Source organism: Paenibacillus sp. GCM10027628 (assembly GCF_042676385.1).
In the GTDB taxonomy this organism is placed as follows: Bacteria; Bacillota; Bacilli; order Paenibacillales; family NBRC-103111; genus Paenibacillus_E.
Map to the genome: position 1 here is coordinate 132,025 of NZ_JBHTHA010000017.1, position 16,970 is coordinate 148,994.

General features: G+C 49.9%; 15 protein-coding genes. 3 read left to right on the plus strand and 12 right to left on the minus strand.

The annotated features are described in order from the left end of the window. Positions 1-25: 25 nt before the first annotated feature. From ACFQZT_RS16175 to ACFQZT_RS16190, 4 genes are read right to left on the minus strand one after another with little or no spacing between them, the layout of a single operon-like run. The gene (locus tag ACFQZT_RS16175) at positions 26-1,657 is read right to left on the minus strand and encodes a DHA2 family efflux MFS transporter permease subunit (RefSeq protein ID WP_379301620.1); all 1,632 of its coding nucleotides are present in this window, start codon (positions 1,655-1,657) and stop codon (positions 26-28) included. A gap of 14 nt (positions 1,658-1,671) precedes the next feature. Continuing rightward, positions 1,672-2,988, minus strand: coding sequence for an efflux RND transporter periplasmic adaptor subunit (locus tag ACFQZT_RS16180; RefSeq protein ID WP_379301622.1), 1,317 nt, complete (start codon positions 2,986-2,988; stop codon positions 1,672-1,674). 10 nt (positions 2,989-2,998) lie between these two features. Beyond that, positions 2,999-3,658, minus strand: a complete 660-nt coding sequence (locus ACFQZT_RS16185; RefSeq protein ID WP_379301624.1) for an HlyD family secretion protein — start codon at positions 3,656-3,658, stop codon at positions 2,999-3,001. Further along, positions 3,655-4,098 carry a MarR family winged helix-turn-helix transcriptional regulator gene (locus ACFQZT_RS16190; protein ID WP_379301626.1) on the minus strand — a complete coding sequence of 148 codons (444 nt, stop codon included), beginning with the start codon at positions 4,096-4,098 and terminating at the stop codon, positions 3,655-3,657. Before ACFQZT_RS16190 ends, ACFQZT_RS16185 begins: the two co-directional genes overlap by 4 nt. A 278-nt stretch (positions 4,099-4,376) precedes the next feature. Here ACFQZT_RS16190 and ACFQZT_RS16195 point away from each other — a divergent pair, with 278 nt between their 5' ends. Then, positions 4,377-4,955, plus strand: a complete 579-nt coding sequence (locus tag ACFQZT_RS16195) for a TetR/AcrR family transcriptional regulator (RefSeq protein WP_379301628.1) — start codon at positions 4,377-4,379, stop codon at positions 4,953-4,955. A gap of 56 nt (positions 4,956-5,011) precedes the next feature. On the opposite strand, the gene ACFQZT_RS16200 is transcribed toward ACFQZT_RS16195, so the two are convergent. Beyond that, entirely contained in the window at positions 5,012-5,410 is a 399-nt protein-coding gene (locus ACFQZT_RS16200) for a TVP38/TMEM64 family protein (protein WP_379301630.1), read from the minus strand. Positions 5,411-5,554: 144 nt separating this feature from the next. Next, positions 5,555-6,406, minus strand: a complete 852-nt coding sequence (locus ACFQZT_RS16205; protein ID WP_379301632.1) for a sugar phosphate isomerase/epimerase family protein — start codon at positions 6,404-6,406, stop codon at positions 5,555-5,557. 251 nt (positions 6,407-6,657) lie between these two features. On the opposite strand from ACFQZT_RS16205, the gene ACFQZT_RS16210 reads away from it, so the two are divergent. Beyond that, complete coding sequence (locus ACFQZT_RS16210; RefSeq protein ID WP_379301634.1) at positions 6,658-7,509, plus strand: helix-turn-helix domain-containing protein; 852 nt, start codon at positions 6,658-6,660, stop codon at positions 7,507-7,509. Positions 7,510-7,913: 404 nt separating this feature from the next. Next, on the plus strand, positions 7,914-9,830 hold the full coding sequence (thrS, locus tag ACFQZT_RS16215; protein ID WP_379301636.1) for a threonine--tRNA ligase: 1,917 nt from the start codon (positions 7,914-7,916) through the stop codon (positions 9,828-9,830). A 333-nt stretch (positions 9,831-10,163) separates the two neighbouring features. On the opposite strand, the gene ACFQZT_RS16220 is transcribed toward thrS, so the two are convergent. The 6 genes from ACFQZT_RS16220 to thiD form a co-directional block, all read right to left on the minus strand. Then, positions 10,164-11,018 (minus strand): NAD-dependent epimerase/dehydratase family protein, encoded by an 855-nt coding sequence (locus ACFQZT_RS16220; RefSeq protein WP_379301638.1) that lies wholly within the window; start codon positions 11,016-11,018, stop codon positions 10,164-10,166. Positions 11,019-11,466: 448 nt separating this feature from the next. Beyond that, complete coding sequence (locus tag ACFQZT_RS16225; RefSeq protein WP_379301640.1) at positions 11,467-12,582, minus strand: aminopeptidase; 1,116 nt, start codon at positions 12,580-12,582, stop codon at positions 11,467-11,469. A gap of 2 nt (positions 12,583-12,584) precedes the next feature. After that, positions 12,585-13,193 (minus strand): ArsR/SmtB family transcription factor, encoded by a 609-nt coding sequence (locus ACFQZT_RS16230; RefSeq protein ID WP_379301642.1) that lies wholly within the window; start codon positions 13,191-13,193, stop codon positions 12,585-12,587. Positions 13,194-13,472: 279 nt separating this feature from the next. Then, entirely contained in the window at positions 13,473-15,263 is a 1,791-nt protein-coding gene (thiC, locus tag ACFQZT_RS16235; RefSeq protein WP_379301644.1) for a phosphomethylpyrimidine synthase ThiC, read from the minus strand. After that, a complete protein-coding gene (gene thiE / locus ACFQZT_RS16240; RefSeq protein ID WP_379301646.1) occupies positions 15,241-15,921 on the minus strand; it encodes a thiamine phosphate synthase in 681 nt (226 codons plus the stop codon). Before thiE ends, thiC begins: the two co-directional genes overlap by 23 nt. Further along, positions 15,918-16,835: a bifunctional hydroxymethylpyrimidine kinase/phosphomethylpyrimidine kinase gene (gene thiD, locus ACFQZT_RS16245; RefSeq protein ID WP_379301648.1), complete on the minus strand. Its 918-nt coding sequence runs from the start codon at positions 16,833-16,835 to the stop codon at positions 15,918-15,920. The genes thiE and thiD overlap by 4 nt, the downstream gene beginning before the upstream one ends. Between the last annotated feature and the right edge of the window lie 135 nt (positions 16,836-16,970).

Here is a 16,970-nt window from a genome sequence, read left to right on the forward strand (position 1 = left end):
TTCACTCCTAGAATTTTGAATGGTCTTACATTTCGATCATCACATGTTGCTGAGCTTCCGTTCCGGATCCCGCACTTTCCTGCATGGCTTCCTTCTGTTTCTTTCTCTGTCTCATGAAGATGACCAATACGATCGAGATAAAAGCCGGAACCGCAGAGTACATCAGCGTATCGGCGATGGCTCTCGTCAGGGCTTCCTTTTGCACCAAACCGTATAACACACCGATGACGCCGCTCGCCGCAGAGCCCGAATCCGTACCCAGCTCCATGTAACGATGCACGACATTGGTTTGGAAATCCGAATACGCCGGTGAATTCGTAGAAATAACTTCGTTGAACCTGGCCCCGTACTGCGTCGATCTGTTATTCATAATACTTGTCAGCAGCGCGATACCCAGAGAGGCCATGACGTTACGAATGACGTTAGACACGGACGAGGCTCTGCCGATCATATGATTCGGGAGTGTGTTCATCCCGGCTGAAGACAGCGGCATCATACATAATCCGATCCCGATCCCGCGAATGATGAGCAAACCGCTCATCCAATGTGTTGAAGTTTCCTGTGAGAGCACATGCAGCTCCAGGGTCGTAAAGCCAAGAATCGCCAGTCCCAGCGCGCTAAGCGGTACAACGCCGTATTTGGATACCAGCTTCCCGGTCACCGGCATCATGAACGCCATCGCAATCGACTGCGGCATCATGACAAGCCCTGTTTGCATCGGCGTCAATCCCGTTACATTTTGCATGAAGATCGGCATCATATAAATACCACCCTGCATGGAGATCATGACGAAGCTGGAAGCCGCCAAGCTTAGCGTAAAGACTCGGTTCTTGAACAGCCGGAAGTCCAGAATCGGGTTTTCCTTGCTAAGCTCCACCCATATTAGAATTACAAAGCTAAAGAAAGAGATGAAAAACAAACTGACAATATACAAAGACGTCCACCCATCGGATTGACCATCTGTTAAAGCAAGCAGCAGCGTTGCGAATACAATCATAGACAAGATACTGCCGGTAAAATCAAACTTCAGCCCTGCGCGCTTCGGCGTCTCTTTCAAGATAATAAACCCGAGTGCAACCGCAATGATCCCGATCGGAACGTTAATGTAAAATAAGTACCGCCAGCTGAAATTATCGACCAAGTAACCGCTGAGCGTAGGTCCCATGGCAGGCGCCGCCATGGCAGCGATGCCCCAGATGCCCATTGCAACCTGAATTTTGCTGCGGGGCATGATTTGATATAACATCGCCATGCCGACCGGCATGATGAAGCCTCCGCCTAACCCTTGAATAATGCGGAAAACGATCAAGCTCGTGTCGCTCCAGGCAACTCCGCACAAGATAGAACCTATAACAAAGGCGACTACTGTAGATAGAAACGTCGTTTTATAGCCAAACCGATCCGACAAAAACCCGCCCATCGGCACAACGACCGCCGAAGCAAGCATATAGCCCGTCACGACCCACTCGATCTCAGTCGAGGTTGAACCAAAGACTGCCATGAGCTTCGGAATGGCGACATTCATCAAGCTGTTGTCCAAAATCGCGAGAAACGTGCCGAGAATGAGCACCACCAGCGCCAGCCACTGGTATCCGGTGATTTTCTCTTCTTCCGGCTTGATTTCAGCTGCGGGGGAAGCTGCTTCCGTTGTTGACATCTGTGTCGCCCCCTTTATTCGGCATGAACCTTGGCTCCGTCGGTCAGCTTGTCACCCGGATTTAGCACAATTTTATCATTTGTATTTAAAGGAGATTGCCCTTTAAGATACACCCAATCCTGGTTTTTCTCTTCCGTTTGCAATTCAACCGGGTGAACCGTATCCCCGCTTAACTTGTAAACGATCGATTTCCCGTCTTTTTGCACGACGGCTGCTTTCGGAATCTCCACTCGACTCTCGCCGCCGCTTCCTCCGAATGCAACGCTTGCGACTGCCCCTGCATGTAAAGAGCCGTCTGTGTTGCTTACCGTCAGCTTCACAGGGAATGTATTGTTATTCGTATCCGAGACCGGACTTACGAATGTAATCGTACCTTCGAACGTTTTACCCGGGATGCTAGGTACGATGACGGATGCTTTCGCGCCTTGCTTAATCGAACCCACCATATCTTCCGGAACGCTCACTTCCACCTTCACTTGATCCATACTGACAACCGTCAGCAGCGGAGCTCCGGCTTGGGCCATTTCCCCTGCGTTTACGCTCTTTTTCACGATCACGCCGTCGATTGGCGAGACAACACCGGCATTTTTAACCGCGTTCTGGGCTAAATTGAAGGATGCTTGCTTCGCTGACACATCCGCCTTTAGTTGCTCCAGCGTATTGGCCGTTGCTCCTTCTTTAGCTAAGCTTAGCTTAGCCTGTGCCGCAGATAATTGCGCATTTGTCGCCTGCTGCTGGGATACCGCCGATTCATAAGCCGACTTGGCCTTATCATAGTCCAGTGATACTTTATCCAGCTCATCCTGCGTTACGTCGCCTTGGTCGAAACTGTTCTTCGCGTGGTTGTAACTCTTAGTTACGAGATCCAGCGCCGCTTTCGCTTGCGTCACGCCCGCAGCCGCTTGATTCACGCCCGCCTTTGCTTGTTCCACAGCTGCCGCAGCCGCTTGCAGATCCTGCGAACGTGCGCCCGCTTCCGTATCCGCCAGCTTCGCTTGCGATGCCGTCAGACCCGCTTGCGCTTGATCGAGCTGCTGCGTCAGATCCTCCGGATCGATTTGCACAAGGATGTCGCCCTTCTTCACTTTCGCGCCTTCTTCCACGTTCACGGAGGCAATTTTGCCGCTGATCTTGGAAACGACCTGTACGGTTTGATCTGCCGCCAATTTACCGCTCGCGCCTACAGCATTTGTGCTGCCCAGCGTTATCACTTTCACAGACGGTACCTGAGTTCCGGCAGCGCTTGTCGGCGTACTTCCGCAACCGCTCACCATCATCATCGAACCGGCCAGAACACTTAAAGACAATACTACGTTAAGATGTTTTCTCATGGGTGTCACCTTACTCCCCTTTGATGTGGATCTTGATCTGAGCATTCATGCCCGGCGCCAGATCAAATCCCTGATGATCGTCGATCGATATTTTGACATTCATGCGCTGCGTAACCTTCGTGAAGTTCCCGCTCGTACTCGTTGTCGGAAGCAAAGAGAAGGTAGACGCCGTCGCTTGACCGATCTCGAACACTTTCCCTTTAAACTCGGTTCCGCCATAAGTATCCAATGCAAAAGTTACGGGCTGACCCACCCGAATCTTCTTGATTTTCGTTTCTTCCACGTCTGCCGATACATACAGCGCGTTTTTATCCACAATCATCGCAACCGATTGACCCGGCGAAACCACCTCGCCGACTTTGGCTGCCGTTTGGATAACCGTTCCGCCGATCGGAGAACGCAAGGAAGCTTGATCCAGCAAGCTGTTCGATAAATTCGTAATATCTTGCTGCCCGACGATTTGATCGGCCACAACCGTATCGCCTACCTTGACGCCCAGCGAGTTGATTTTACCTGAAATCCGTGGCATAACCCTGTAAATATCTCCGGCAATACGTGCGTTATCCGTCGAGACGAAATACGCTCCCTCGTACCAGTAATACCCGCCAATACCGGCTCCGCTGACGACCATAACGGCAAGAATAATGACTAAAACCAGTTTTCGTTTCATTCCATTCCCTCCAGCTTTTTCTCCATATGTGCAATGAGTGTGCCTATGACATCCTTGCATATAGCAATTTGTTCAGGCGTAAATGTGTCCTCGAGCCCTGCGTAAAACTCTCGATTCAGGTCCTCGACCTTCGTCTTCTTCATCTGCTGACAAAAATTCGTCGTACCAATCCAAACCACTCTTCGATCCTGCTCATCCCGCTTGCGCTCAACCAGTCCGTCTCGCTCCAACCGATCAACAATGCCGGAAACGGTGCTGTTGCTGAGCTGCACGGCTTGAGCCAGATCGACAAGCTTTCTGGGCTCTTTCATGAACAATTCCCGTAAAATAAACAGCTGCGGTCCAGTCAACTCTTCCCGTTGGAGCGCCTTATACGTGAGAGTTAAGCGTAATTTTTGCAGCTTCATCAGATCAGCGACAAGATTTTTTACATCCTCCAAACCACTTCCCCCTTAGCATTTGCTACCCTGTATGAACCCCCGAATATTTCGGACGCGAATCTTTCGTATGCGAAATAATCAACGTCACCTATCATAACACGCTTTTTTCATTCTGGAAATATTTATCTTTGTGAATAATGTGTGAAAAAGTTTTGAAATTTGGATGTGTTATTATTTCAAATCAATCTTACAAAGTTCCTGCTCGCTTGTAAATATGTTTTGAAATATTTTTGATAAAAATTTCAAAAGTGGTTATACTAGAAGTGGAGGTGTACACCTTGGACGGGTATACAAAACGCACAAGAGAGAAAATGAAAAATATCGAAGAGGCCACTCTCTCTCTTTTACACTTGGACTTGAATGACATCAAAATAGCTGACATTGCCCAGAAAGCGGCCGTGTCGCAAGTAACCATCTATAATTATTACGGGAGTAAAGAGAAACTGATAGAAACGGTTATCCTGCAGTTAATAGAGCGGCAGCTTCAACGATTTGAAGAAATCATAGAAACCGATTTACCGTTCACTGAAAAATTAAAACTCATCATCTCTGTCAAAAAACTAACGGCACGTCAGAGTAATATATATAAACTGGCTGCTCAAGACGAAAGATTCCGCGAATGGCTCAGCATTTATTTCCATAGAACCATCCCCCTGTTTATGATATTAATTCAACAAGGCAGACAATCCGGCCATATCCGCGAGTCCGTGAAAGATGAAGCCTTATTATTTTATTTAAATCTATTAGAACGGTCAGTAACCCGGCTAGACGAAAATTTCAATATTCCCGGTGGGTTTGAATCTATTTCAGATGGTTTAACCGATTTGTTTTTGTATGGGATTTTGAAACAGAATTGAACAAAGGAGTTGTCGTCACGGACAGCTCCTTCTTTTATAAGACCCTCTTAAACTACTTATCGTCCGGAATCTGTACCTTTTGACGTCTTCGGAATAGAAGCGGCAGAAGCGCAAAGACGCCATATAAAGCTAAAGCCCAGTAATTTTCGCGTCATATAAAAAGCAAGCAGCGCCCCTGCTCCCGCTCCAATGATATCGTACAGCGTTCCCCAGAAGGCTCCGAACACAAAACCTCCGAATATTGTCAAAGGTGTTGCCGGAAACAGCACTAACGGACGCAAAGTGTAGACCACAATATACAGCAGACCGCCCACTACGTCTAGATTCCGCAACCAATCGCTAAGAAAATCCATATCTACTCGAGACCAGACACCCGTTACTTGGAGTACGAGCAGGCAAGTCCCAGCGGCTAGAAACCAGATCAGCAGCAACCAAAGCGATTTCACGCGCACCATGGCTTCCCACCACATCCTTCTTAATTCTGTTGTGTTCCATCTTACACAAATTTACAGCGGAATATCAACAACAGAAACGGTTCTGACAAAACAAAAAAAAGGATCAAGCAGTTCACCTGCTCGACCCCTTTTTTCCAAATACCCTTAAGCCAACCACTGCTTCACTTTCGTCGAAAAGTTCTGCAGCATCTCTTTCGAACCATACTGCCCGCTGAAATCTTCGATGCCCAGATAGCCGTCGTAGCCGACTGTTTTCAAATCGCCGAGCAGCTTCTTCCAGTTCACGATGCCTTCATCCAGTGGTGACCACTCGCTGGTCCAAAGCGCAATACCGTCCTGACGCTCTCCCGTCGGTATCCACTGCGTGTTCTTGACGTGAACGTGAGCGAGGTAAGGCCCGAGCAGCTCAAGGCCCATGCGGAAGTTCTCAAAGCCCTCATGCACCATATTTCCTGCATCGTGCAATACGCCAACGTGCTCCGGATTGAAACCAGACACTAATCTATACGCTAAACCAGCGCTAGGCGCGATTGTTTTGTGATGGATTTCAACCAAGCCTTTTACGCCATATTGCTGCGAAAGTTCCTGAACGCTATGCAGGAATTTCACTTCTTCAGCAAACAGGTCATTGTAGTTCTTACGTCCATCGTACCCAGGAACGCCTACACGAATGAAACCCGCGCCTACTTTCTTCGCAACCAGCATGGCCCGTTCCGTACCCTCAACATCTCCGTAGGTCAAATATGGCGTCACGCTTAAATTGACTAAACGATGCTCTATAGCGGCAAGTCTGAATCGCTCAAGCTCTTCATCCGATGCCGACGGATTAATGGAACAAATGTTATTTCTCCAAAAAGAAGGCTCTTCATTCGCAAATTCTGCGGGGACTTCCTTATAACGCCACTCAATACCGTCAATCCCAGCTGCCTCGGCCGCTTTTGCCAATTCTTCCGGTGTCAGGTCTGGTGTAGCCACGGTAAATACGGATAGTTTCATCTTGTTCCCTCACCTCGTCAAATGGTTTATCTCCCCTTTATTTTGCAGTATAATAATAACGTATTCATTGCAATAATTGGGCAAAAGTATGCTTATATTGACCGCTTCAGATCATAAATTCATTAACGTGCTTAAGCGAAATGAAACCATTCTGAACGGCATGAAAAGCTACATCTTACGCAGGGTCATTCATCGTGGAGATGGCTCCGAATAGAAGCTTTTCTTACTCCATAACAAGGAGATTACCGCATATGCAAGAACTCTACCAAAACTTACATCAAGCCATTAATTTCAGGCATGGCGTTACCCACGATCCGGGACATCTTGATTTTCACCGGCATCACGATTTATATGAAATTTACTTTTTCCTTACCGGAGACGTTCATTACTTTATAGAAAAGCAAGTATATCCGCTTCAATATGGGGACCTCCTCATTATGCACAGCAATGAGCTGCATAGGCCTAATTTTCAATCCAAAAAGCAGCGCTACGAGAATATCGTCATTCACTTTAACCCTAAACTGATCCAAGCGTTCAGCTCCCCTCAATTCGATCTGCTGCATTGTTTCAACAGCCGCGTCCTGGGCGAGAAAAATCGAATGAGGTTGACGCCGCAGCAAATCACCGACATCATGGAGCTCTACGAACGTATGGATATTCACAGCCGTTCTCAAGCTCGCGCAGGCTCGGAAGTGTTGTATGTCTCTGCATTTATTGAGCTCCTTGTCTTCATCAATCGATTGTTTCAAAGTCAAGGCAAGCAGGAAGAGCAAGTTATGATTCCGGACAAGCTCACATCACTCCTAACCTATATCGATGAAAATCTGGATCAGGATCTATCGCTCGATGTACTGGAACAGGTTGTCTTTATGAACCGTTCGTACCTATGCCGACTCTTCAAAAAGCATACCGGCAGCACGATCCACGAGCATATTCTATTCAAGCGGATCGCTAAAGCGAAGCTGCTGCTGCGGGAAGGCAGCACAGTCACGGATGCATGTCAGCTGGCAGGCTTTAACGACTATTCCAATTTTATTCGCACATTCAAGAAAGCCGTCGGTCTCCCGCCCCGGCAATATCAGGCGCAGCAGCGCCGAGTGTAACTTTTCAAAAGAATCCCTTGACATTACGCTCAAACGATACTATAGTATTGAACCAAATCCATATGTAAGGCTTTGACCAAAGACATGGTTTCCTTCACGGGCTGCCCAGAGAGAGAAGTGTAAGCTGCGAGCTTCTCCTGTACCGGATCGAGATTACCCCTTTGCAGCCGTGGCGCCCAACCCGTTGAGAGTTCGAACGGCAGTAAGCGGCACCGTCTTATCCCCGATAACGGATACCAATGAGGACCTTGCATCTGCTTGCTTTGGCAATTTGCCACTGTATGACATGCTGCAGGTCGAATTAGGGTGGAACCACGAGCTGAACGCACTCGTCCCTTTGTGGATAGAGGCGTTTTTTTGCGTTCAAAAATAATCATGAACAAAGAAGAAATGGAGGCTGGAACATGGAGATCAATGTCATTTTACCCGATGGAACAATACGGAGGTATAAGCAAGGCACCACAATCGAGCAAATAGCGGAGTCCATTAGCACCGGGCTGAGAAAACAGGCTGTTGCCGGCAAACTTGACGGTAAAACCGTTGATCTGATTCAGCCGGTTCATCAAGACAGCCGCATCGAAATCGTCACACTGGACAGCAAGGAAGGATTAGAGATCTACCGTCATAGTACGGCACATCTCATGGCTCAAGCCATTAAGCGCATTTATGGGCATCAATCCGTTAAACTTGGCATCGGACCGGTTATTGAAGACGGATTCTATTATGATATCGATATTGAAAAGCCACTCTCGGTTGATGATCTCGCCGCCATTGAAAAGGAAATGGCCAACATCGTCCAGGAGAACCTGCCGATCGTAAGACATGTGGTCAGTCGTGCTGAGGCTATCGCCAAGTTCGAGAAGCTCGAAGAACCGCTAAAGGTCGAACTCATCCGCGACCTGCCTGTTGAGGCCGTCATCACTCTCTATGAGCAAGGCGAGTTCATTGACCTTTGCCGCGGCCCGCATCTGCCGTCGACAGGCAGAATCAAAGCATTTAAGCTGTTAAACGTGGCCGGCGCTTATTGGCGCGGCGATGCTAACAACCAAATGCTGCAGCGTATTTATGGCACTGCTTTTCCTAAACAAGCTCAACTTGAGGAGCATTTGCATCTGCTTGAAGAAGCCAAAAAACGGGACCACCGCAAGCTTGGCAAGGAATTGGAACTGTTCATGTTCTCGGAAGAAGCGCCCGGCATGCCCTTCTACCTTCCAAAGGGAATGACAATCCGGACGGAACTTGAAAACTTCGCACGCGATCTGCAACGACAACGCGATTATGAGGAAGTTCGCACGCCGCTGATGATGAATAACCAGCTCTGGGAGCAATCCGGACATTGGGACCACTACAAAGACAACATGTATTTCACCGATGTGGATAGTACAAAATTCGCCCTTAAGCCTATGAACTGCCCCGGCCATATGCTGATTTTCAAAAACCGTCTTCGCTCCTATCGCGAGCTGCCTCTCCGCATCGCGGAGTTTGGCCAAGTGCACAGGCACGAATTTTCCGGAGCGTTGAACGGCATGATGCGTGTCCGTACATTTTGTCAGGATGATGCTCACTTGTTCGTACGCCCTGACCAGATCGAAGAAGAAATTGGCCGGGTTATTGAACTGATCGACCATGTCTATCAGGTATTCGGCTTCGACTATAAGATTGAGCTGTCTACTCGTCCGGAAGACTTTATGGGTTCGGAAGCGTTATGGGCACAAGCAGAGCAAGCTTTACAAAACGTGCTGGAGAAGCGCGGCATCTCCTATCGAATAAATGAAGGCGATGGCTCATTTTACGGCCCCAAGATCGATTTTCATATTCTAGATGCGCTAAAACGAAGCTGGCAGTGCGGGACAATCCAATTGGACTTCCAAATGCCGGAGAAATTCGATCTCTCCTATATCGGCGAAGACAACATGAAACATCGTCCCGTCGTGATCCATCGTGCGGTATATGGCTCCATCGATCGCTTCATGGGGATTATCACTGAACATTTTGCAGGTACATTTCCGCTATGGCTCGCACCCGTTCAGGCGAAGATACTGCCTGTTTCCGAGAATTACCTGGATTATGCGTATCAGGTGAAAAAACAGCTGGAAATCGAGGGGATTCGCGTCGAAGTGGACGCTCGCAACGAAAAGCTGGGGTACAAAATTCGGGAGGCTCAGCTTGAAAAGGTGCCTTACATGTTCGTAATCGGCGAAAGCGAGAAATTGGCTGGCAACGTCTCTGTCCGAAAGCGCGGGGAAGGCGACCTCGGATCGATAAGTATCCAAGCGATTGTTGAACAAGTGAAAGAGGAGATTAACGGCAAAACCGGTTAAAATAACTTTCTTTAGAAGTAGGACAATAGAGTTGTATCGCTCCTCATTGGATTTTGTACAGTAAAAATGGCTGATCTGAGGAATGATGGGGGTATTCCATTGGATTTTATACAGTAGATTGAGCCAAATAGACTTACTCTAATGGAGATTTCCCTCATTAATTGTATGATTTCCAATGACCATCCTTATTCCCCATTATGGTAGACATTCTATTGTACAATTTCCAATGAGAGACGTTGTCTATCAAAAATAATAGGCTGTTTCAGTAGCAAGTCTACTGAGAACAGCCTTTATTTTTTGAATTGAGATCCTTATCGGGCCCTTAAAGAACACTTATCCAAGAACGTCCCTAAAGCCTACGCGCCAGGAGGGGTAAAGAGGCTCCCAACCATATTGTTCTCTGGCTTTCGCGTTTGAGGCCCCTCTTTCCCATCGCTGGCCCGGTACTTGAGCTTGCGGTTTCGGAGCACCGATAGCCGCAGCATAAATCGGCAGCCACTCCGTTCCATGGGCCGGTTCATTATCCACGATGTTAACGGGGCCTGTTGGCCAGTTCAACGCAAGATAAGCGGCACGCGCAGCGTCATCCACATGAATAAATGAGCTGATGCCGTCCGTTTCAGGCAATCCTTGATTTCTCACCTGTTCAGCCATGAACCCGGAGGGCGCATACCAGGTGCCAGGTCCGTAAAACAAGCCATAGCGAAGGATAACATATTCCGGCATGTCAGCGACCGTCTGTTCGAGTGCCTGTATCCCTTGAACAGTCTGTTGTCTGGGCGCTGGAGCATCTAAATCCAACGCTTCCTCTTCTGTAGCCGGCCCATCGCCCGGTACGTAAGCCCAAGAGATACTCTGCGCGATCATCCGACGCACCCCGACCGATTGTGCAGCGTCTACAAGATTTCGCGTCCCTTCGATTCGAATTCTGGCATTATCGGCGAAATTCCTGACACTTAACGAAGTGAGTTGATGAATTACGGTTTGCGGCTTCGTCTCCTGGAGAGCTGCAAATACAGCTTCGCGATCTAAAACATCGACGAGTACTGGTTGAACACCCACGGACTGAAGCCGTTCTACATAGGCCGGATTGCGTGTCATGCCCACCACTTCATGCCCTGCCTCAACCAGAAGCGGCAGTAACGATCTGCCGACTGCGCCGCTCGCACCTGCAACTAGTATTTTCATTTTTAGACGTCCTCCTCATACAATTCCGATTCAACAACTTAAGACTGAATAGGCTTCACTTTTGTGACATGTTTATTTCACAGAGGTTGCGCCAGCACCTCAGAAAAGCCGTATTGTCTTGTCAATCCGCCATCTTCTCGTCTGGAAAGATGAAAAATATCGTTATAGCCACGATTGCACCCTCCCACATGCCTCTTACGATAAAAAACATCTTTCCAGCTTCGCTCAGCGCACAAAACTGCTTTTTTCTTCGTCTGTAAGTGTCCAAAACATCGTTAGAGACACGACTTCATTTCCCACTCGCCCCTGTAACGATGAAAAACACCTCTGCAGCTGTGCACTTGCGATTAAGTTCTATAAAGGATCTAAACATTCTGAACAAAAAAGAATAAAAAAAGACAGCCCCGAATGTCACAACCGACCTCTGGGAACTGTCTTATTCTATATCCTATTTTAAATTCTCCGGATTCAGCTGCAGCAGCTCCGGCAGAACGAAGATGCCATCCTTGCGAATCAGCACGTCGTCGAACCAAATTTCGCCGCCGCCGTATTCCGGGCGCTGAATGTTGACGATATCCCAGTGCAGCGAGGATTTGTTGCCGTTGTACGCATCGTCGTAGCAATTGCCTGGCGTGAAGTGGAAGCTGCCATCGATTTTCTCATCGAACAGCGTATCTTTCATCGGATGCTGGATGAACGGATTCACGCCAATCGCGAATTCGCCTACGTAGCGAGCGCCTTCATCCATATCGAAAATCTCATTAATGCGGGCCGTATCGTTAGCTGTTGCATTCACGATTTTACCATTTTGGAATTCAAGACGAATGTTCTCGAAAATAAAGCCGTCATGCGGAGTCGGCGTATTGAAGCTGATCACGCCGTTAACGGAATCCCGTACAGGCGCCGAATAGACTTCGCCATCCGGGATATTCATTTCACCGCCGCATTTGATGCTGCCGATGCCTTTGATCGAGAACGTCAGATCAGTACCCGGACCAACCAGACGTACTTTATCCGTGCGATCCATCAGCGCTTTGAGCGCATCCATAGCCTTCGACATTTTGCCGTAGTCCATTGTGCATACATTGAAGTAGAATTCCTCGAATGCGTCTGTGCTCATGCTGGCCAGCTGCGCCATTGAAGGCGTCGGATAGCGAAGAACGACCCACCGGGTATCCTTAATACGGACGTCAAAATGAACTTGTTGATAGTAAATTGAATTATAGAGCTTCATGCGATCCGCAGGAATATCGGACAATTCATAGCTATTGAGGCCGCCGCGCACGCCTATGTAACCTTGCATCTGTTTCATTTGAAAAGCATCAAAATCAGCCCAAGTTTGCATTTGCGCTTCCGTGCTGTTCATGATGAGTCCGCGCATAACGGAATGGTCGCGCAGATTGACATAAGGATGAGCGCCCGCTTCGTGGACTTTCTTCACGAGTTCTTTGACCAAAGCGGAATCGATGCCATAGGCTTCGATCAAAATATTTTCACCGGGCTCAGCTTTCACAGAATAATTCACAAGCACATCTGCAAGCTTCGTAAGTCTTGGATCCAGCATCTTTATCTCTCCTCTTCTTCATCAACGGGGTCAAAAGACGGCTCATTCGTCTGGAAGCCGACCGTAGTCAAATAAAACCATTCCCCATTCTCTTCCTGCTGTGAATCGAGTTCGTAAATCAAAGCGCGAAACTTTCTGAGCCATTCCGCATATTTTTCCTTGCTCATTTTAACTTCGACCTGAGTCATGATGATGGGCCACTGCGAACGGTCTGAAGATGGAATCTGGAACGCCTCTTCAGGTGCAGTGATCGCTCTGCGTCTAGCATTTGCAAGTACGCTTAACGTTCTTTCCCGGTAGTAATTCTCTACCTCGGACGCGTAAGGGAGCAGTTTTTCACTTGGTACGAAACCGCGAGCGACGGCACGGTAAAACTTTTGAACGATACCGTTTTTCAGCTCCGTACGCACAACTGTGATGACGCTGTGTTTTTCCAGTTCATTCAAATGATAATGCACCTTGGCACGCGCCATACCTAATAGTTTAGCCAACTGCTGGCCGGTATACGCTTTCTCGATTAAAAATTGCAGCACCTTGGCGCGAAGTGGATCACTCACCGTTTTCAGTTGTTCAAGATCTTCAATGATATAAATCGGCTGCGGCTTCATCATGGACCCGACCTCCCTCTAATTACCCATAGACCCGTATACGATACGGCTATCGGTTCATTCTTTCTCTCTAAAATGAATTTAATTAGACAACGGTCAAATCTTTTTAACCGTATCATAATGCGAAAAAGTAAACATGTCAATTGCGCATTTATATGTAGAATATGATTTCTCACATACTCCATTCAACGCTTTAAAGGGTTAACGAAGGATAGCTTTTCTCTATGGTAGCAAAAAGGGGCGTTTCTGTCACCACTTTAGACAGAAACGCCCCAGGATAAATCAACTATAAATTTGGCTTCCGGCTTCGCGGAATTCCTTGGCCTTCTCTTCCATACCGCTATTCAGCGAAGCTTCTTCTTCAAGCCCCTGCGCATGCGCGTACTGCCTAATGTCCTGCGTAATGCGCATGGAGCAAAACTTCGGTCCGCACATCGAGCAAAAATGCGCTGTCTTGGCGCCCTCGGCCGGCAGCGTCTCATCGTGGTACTCGATCGCGCGCTCCGGATCAAGCGACAGGTTGAACTGGTCGCGCCAGCGGAACTCAAAGCGCGCCTTCGACAGCGCGTTGTCGCGGATTTGCGCGCCCGGATGGCCTTTGGCCAGATCGGCGGCGTGCGCAGCGATCTTGTACGTGACGACGCCTTCCCGGACGTCGTTCTTGTTCGGGAGGCCGAGATGCTCCTTCGGCGTCACGTAGCACAGCATCGCCGTGCCGAACCACCCGATCATCGCCGCCCCGATGGCGGAGGTGATGTGGTCGTAGCCCGGCGCAATATCGGTCGTCAGCGGTCCCAGCGTGTAGAATGGCGCCTCTTTGCAGACATCAAGCTGACGGTCCATGTTTTCCTTGATCATGTGCATCGGTACATGACCCGGCCCTTCCACCATCACTTGGACGTCATGACGCCAAGCGATCTCGGTCAGCTCGCCGAGCGTTTCCAACTCGGCGAATTGGGCTTCGTCATTCGCGTCGGCGATCGAGCCGGGGCGCAATCCGTCGCCGAGGGAGAAGGCGACATCGTAGGTTTTCATGATTTCGCAAATATCCTCGAAATGCGTATAAAGGAAGTTCTCTTTGTGATGCGCGAGACACCAGGCCGCCATAATCGAGCCGCCACGGGAAACAATGCCGGTCACCCGTTTCGCTGTCATCGGGATATAGCGAAGCAACACGCCTGCATGAATCGTGAAATAGCTGACACCCTGCTCGGCTTGCTCAATCAGCGTATCCCGATACACTTCCCATGTGAGGTCTTCGGCTTTGCCGTTTACTTTTTCCAGCGCCTGATACAGCGGTACGGTTCCTACAGGCACCGGCGAGTTGCGGATGATCCATTCGCGCGTGGTATGTATGTTTTTGCCGGTCGACAGATCCATGATCGTGTCTGCGCCCCAGCGGGTTGCCCACGTCATTTTCTCCACTTCTTCTTCAATAGAAGAAGCAACTGCCGAGTTACCGATGTTGGCATTGATCTTCACGAGGAAGTTACGTCCGATGATCATCGGCTCGCTTTCCGGATGATTAATATTAGAAGGAATAATGGCACGGCCTTTGGCGACTTCGTCACGAACGAATTCGGGCTTCAAATTCTCGCGTATGGCAATGTACTCCATTTCCGGCGTAATGATGCCACGTCGGGCGTAATGCATCTGGGTCACATTGTGACCGGGTTTGGCACGCAGCGGTCTGCGGTGAAGGCCCGGGAACACTTCAGCGGCGCCCTTCGCTTCCGGAGACGATAATCCGTTGTCCTCAGGCTTCACTTCACGGCCGACATAGGATTCGACATCGCCCCGTTCTTCAATCCATGGCAATCGGTTGGCCGGAAGCCCTCTGCGGATATCGGTTTGCTGCTCGACATCAGTATAGTGCCCGCTTGTATCATAAACCCGGACCGGTTCATTGGCCTCCTCTTGACCGAACATATTCGTCGTAGGACTGAGGGCAATTTCCCTCATCGGCACTTTGATATCGGGTCTGGAGCCCTGCACATATACTTTGCGGCTGCCTGGAAATGCGGAAATTTTAACGTCATTAACTTTATCGTTAACCTTTGAATTTGTTGTCATTATGAATCACTCCCATGGTTATTGTAGATAATAGCTCGGCTGCTGCCTCGCGCGGTGAGCGCGCCTGACTGATCGCGCTCACTACGGCGACGCCGTCCGCGCCTGCGCGGATGACGGCGGGGGCGTTCACGGCATCGATGCCTCCGATGCCGACGAGCGGCAAGCGGATGCCGCCGGCGCGCATCCGCTCGATCATTGCGGGCCCCCGGACCTCACGCGCATCGAGCTTCGTGCGCGTGGCGTATTGGGGCCCGACGCCCAGGTAGTCGGCGCCTGCGGCCAGCGCCGACTGGGCTTCGGCAAGATCGTGGGCCGAGACGCCCACGATCTTGCCTTGCAGCCGCTCGCGCACGGCGGCGGCTGGCGCGTCCTCTTGGCCGATGTGGATGCCATCGGCCTCAAGCTCTAGAGCGAGCCGTTCATCGTCGTTCACGATGAACGGTACGCCCCGCTGCGCGCACAGCCGGCGCAGCCGGGCGCCCAGCTCGAGCCGCGCCTGCCCCTGCAGGGCGCCGGCGCCTTTCTCGCGGAACTGAAACATCGTGATGCCGCCTTCGATGGCGGCCTCCAGCACTGCATACGGGTCAGCCCCGGCACAGTTCGGACTGCCCATGACCAAATATAAGCGCAGTGCTTGCCGCAGCTGTTCGCTATTCATAACACACCTCGCGTCTGGACGTGCAGGTCGTTATTCGAATCGGCCTCGTGGAATCCGCCACGCCCCGCATCCTCCCGAGCTCCGTCTCTGCTTACTTGTTCGTTCCGCTCTCGCAGCCGACGCCCGTAAGCCCAATGATTCGTCGGCCCATGCCCACCGCCGAGATGAAGCGGCTCCGCGATTGCGGCATGGATGAATTGTTTGGCCAATTGTACCGCTTTCTTGATCGTGAATCCTTGCGCGAGTCCTGCAGTCAGCGCCGCCGCAAACGTGCAGCCGGTGCCATGCGTATGCCGGGTCGCCAACCGCTGCGATGTAAATTCCGTAAACGTCTCGCCATCGTACAGCAAGTCTGTCGCATAATCGGCATTCGCCTCATCATGACCGCCTTTGATTATCACCTGTTTGCAGCCATATTGATGGATACGCTTCGCCGCCAACTGGCGCGTACCCAAGTCGGTGATGGTTAACCCGCTAAGTGCCTCAGCCTCCGGGATATTAGGCGTTACAACGGTTGCCAGCGGAAGCAGAACATCGATCATCGTATCGACCGCTTCCTGCTGCAGCAGCGAAGCTCCACCTTTGGCAATCATCACCGGATCAACGACAACTTGCTCCCAGCCGAATCTTTTAATTGCGGCAGCTACCGTCCCAATAATTTCACCGCTGAACAGCATGCCGGTTTTTAATGCATCCGGAGGAAGGTCTTCACCAATGGATATTAATTGACGCTCGATCGCTTCAGCGCTCATCGGGTAGACGCCCTGTACACCCAGCGTATTTTGGGCGGTCACGGCGGTTATCGCTGACATGCCATAAACGTCAAGTTCTTGGAACGTCTTGAGGTCTGCCTGTATCCCCGCCCCGCCTCCGCTGTCGGAGCCGGCGATCGTCAATGCTTTGAAAATCGCCATCTTCTCCCCCCTTTTCATGGAATGTTTAAATCTATCGTTTCTAATGCACGTGCAGAGTCTTGAATAAGCGCCACGGGGAGCTACTCATTGGATTTCATCCAATAAAATAAGCTGTTCAACAACAATAAAGGCTCG

What these genes read in the sequence shown, in the direction of transcription:
- ACFQZT_RS16175 (WP_379301620.1), bottom strand. Translation starts at nt 1,657, where the DNA reads ATGTCAACAACGGAAGCAGCTTCCCCCGCAGCTGAAATCAAGCCGGAA.
- ACFQZT_RS16180 (WP_379301622.1), bottom strand. Translation starts at nt 2,988, where the DNA reads ATGAGAAAACATCTTAACGTAGTATTGTCTTTAAGTGTTCTGGCCGGT.
- ACFQZT_RS16185 (WP_379301624.1), bottom strand. Translation starts at nt 3,658, where the DNA reads ATGAAACGAAAACTGGTTTTAGTCATTATTCTTGCCGTTATGGTCGTC.
- ACFQZT_RS16200 (WP_379301630.1), bottom strand. Translation starts at nt 5,410, where the DNA reads ATGGTGCGCGTGAAATCGCTTTGGTTGCTGCTGATCTGGTTTCTAGCC.
- ACFQZT_RS16205 (WP_379301632.1), bottom strand. Translation starts at nt 6,406, where the DNA reads ATGAAACTATCCGTATTTACCGTGGCTACACCAGACCTGACACCGGAA.
- ACFQZT_RS16210 (WP_379301634.1), top strand. Translation starts at nt 6,658, where the DNA reads ATGCAAGAACTCTACCAAAACTTACATCAAGCCATTAATTTCAGGCAT.
- thrS (WP_379301636.1), top strand. Translation starts at nt 7,914, where the DNA reads ATGGAGATCAATGTCATTTTACCCGATGGAACAATACGGAGGTATAAG.
- ACFQZT_RS16220 (WP_379301638.1), bottom strand. Translation starts at nt 11,018, where the DNA reads ATGAAAATACTAGTTGCAGGTGCGAGCGGCGCAGTCGGCAGATCGTTA.
- ACFQZT_RS16225 (WP_379301640.1), bottom strand. Translation starts at nt 12,582, where the DNA reads ATGCTGGATCCAAGACTTACGAAGCTTGCAGATGTGCTTGTGAATTAT.
- ACFQZT_RS16230 (WP_379301642.1), bottom strand. Translation starts at nt 13,193, where the DNA reads ATGATGAAGCCGCAGCCGATTTATATCATTGAAGATCTTGAACAACTG.
- thiC (WP_379301644.1), bottom strand. Translation starts at nt 15,263, where the DNA reads ATGACAACAAATTCAAAGGTTAACGATAAAGTTAATGACGTTAAAATT.
- thiE (WP_379301646.1), bottom strand. Translation starts at nt 15,921, where the DNA reads ATGAATAGCGAACAGCTGCGGCAAGCACTGCGCTTATATTTGGTCATG.
- thiD (WP_379301648.1), bottom strand. Translation starts at nt 16,835, where the DNA reads ATGGCGATTTTCAAAGCATTGACGATCGCCGGCTCCGACAGCGGAGGC.